The organism is Streptomyces sp. NPDC054956, assembly GCF_053609185.1.
On the sequence record NZ_JBSGXB010000648.1, the window covers coordinates 1 to 1,253 of the forward strand.

Genomic DNA, 1,253 nt, shown 5'->3' on the forward strand with positions numbered 1-1,253 from the left:
CCCCGCCGTTTCCTCCGGCTCTGGGCGGCGGGTGTGCTTAAAAAACCCATACCCCCCGTTGGTCGCTGTGTTTGTGTTGGGGCGGGGGGCCCTGGGGGGTCCCTTGGCCGGGCGGGCCCGACCGCGTATACCACTACTCGGCTCACGGTATGGACAACTTCGGAATTCCGGCGCAAGGAGCTGAAAGCAGACGGTCGTTGGGGTTACTGTCAGTTTCGTGTTCGCTGCAGAACGTCGCCAATTGATCCTCGAAATGGTGCGGGCCAACGGAGCGGTATCGCTCCGGGAGCTCGCCCGCGTCGTCCAGACCTCCGAAGTGACCGTACGGCGGGACGTGCGGGCACTGGAGGCAGAAGGACTCCTCGACCGCCGGCACGGCGGTGCGGTATTGCCGGGCGGTTTCACGCGGGAGTCCGGCTTTCCGCAAAAGTCCCATCTCGCGACGGCGGAGAAGACCGCCATCGCCGATGTCGCGGCCGGACTCGTCGAAGAAGGCGAGGCCATCGTCGTCGGCGCCGGCACCACGACCCAGGAGCTGGCCCGCCGGCTCGCCCGGGTGCCCGGACTCACCGTGGTCACCAACTCGCTGCTCGTCGCACAGGCACTGGCCCATGCGAACCGGGTGGAAGTGGTGATGACCGGCGGAACGCTGCGCGGGACCAACTACGCGCTGGTCGGCAGCGGTGCCGAACAGTCCCTCCAGGGGCTGCGCGTCTCCCGGGCCTTCCTGTCCGGCAGCGGGCTGACCGCCGAGCGCGGGCTGTCCACGTCCAACATGCTCTCCGCGAGCGTGGACCGGGCGCTGGTGCAGGCGGCGGCGGAGGTGGTGGTCCTGGCCGACCACACGAAGCTCGGGACGGACACCATGTTCCAGACCGTGCCGACGGACGTGATCACGCGGCTGGTGACGGACGAGCCGCCGCCGCACGACGACCGGGCCGGTACGGAGCTGCAGGCGCTGGCGGACCAGGGCGTACAGATCACCGTGGCCGGTGGCGGCTCCGCCTCCGGCGGTGCTTCGGGGGAGGTTCGCCGCCCGCGCCGGGAGTCCCCGCTGCCGGTCCAGCGACGCGGCGGGCCGACGGCGCAGCTCCGTAGCGCGGGGTCGTTGCACGAGCAGCAGGCCGCGGCGGGCGAGCGGGCCCGCGTGGCCGATATGCGGCGCCGCTAGGTCGTCTGCGGGTCCGTTGCCGGGGGCCGGCCCCCCGGACCCCCGCTCCTCAAACGCCGGCGGGGCTGGAGGAATCCAGCCC

At 71.3% G+C, this 1,253-nt stretch carries 1 protein-coding gene; it reads left to right on the forward strand.

Annotation, left to right across the window (positions count from 1 at the left end; all coding sequences use genetic code 11):
- Positions 1–217: 217 nt before the first annotated feature.
- The gene (locus ACWGDE_RS39055; RefSeq protein WP_453393836.1) at positions 218–1,171 is read left to right on the forward strand and encodes a DeoR/GlpR family DNA-binding transcription regulator; all 954 of its coding nucleotides are present in this window, start codon (positions 218–220) and stop codon (positions 1,169–1,171) included.
- The last annotated feature ends 82 nt before the right edge of the window (positions 1,172–1,253 follow it).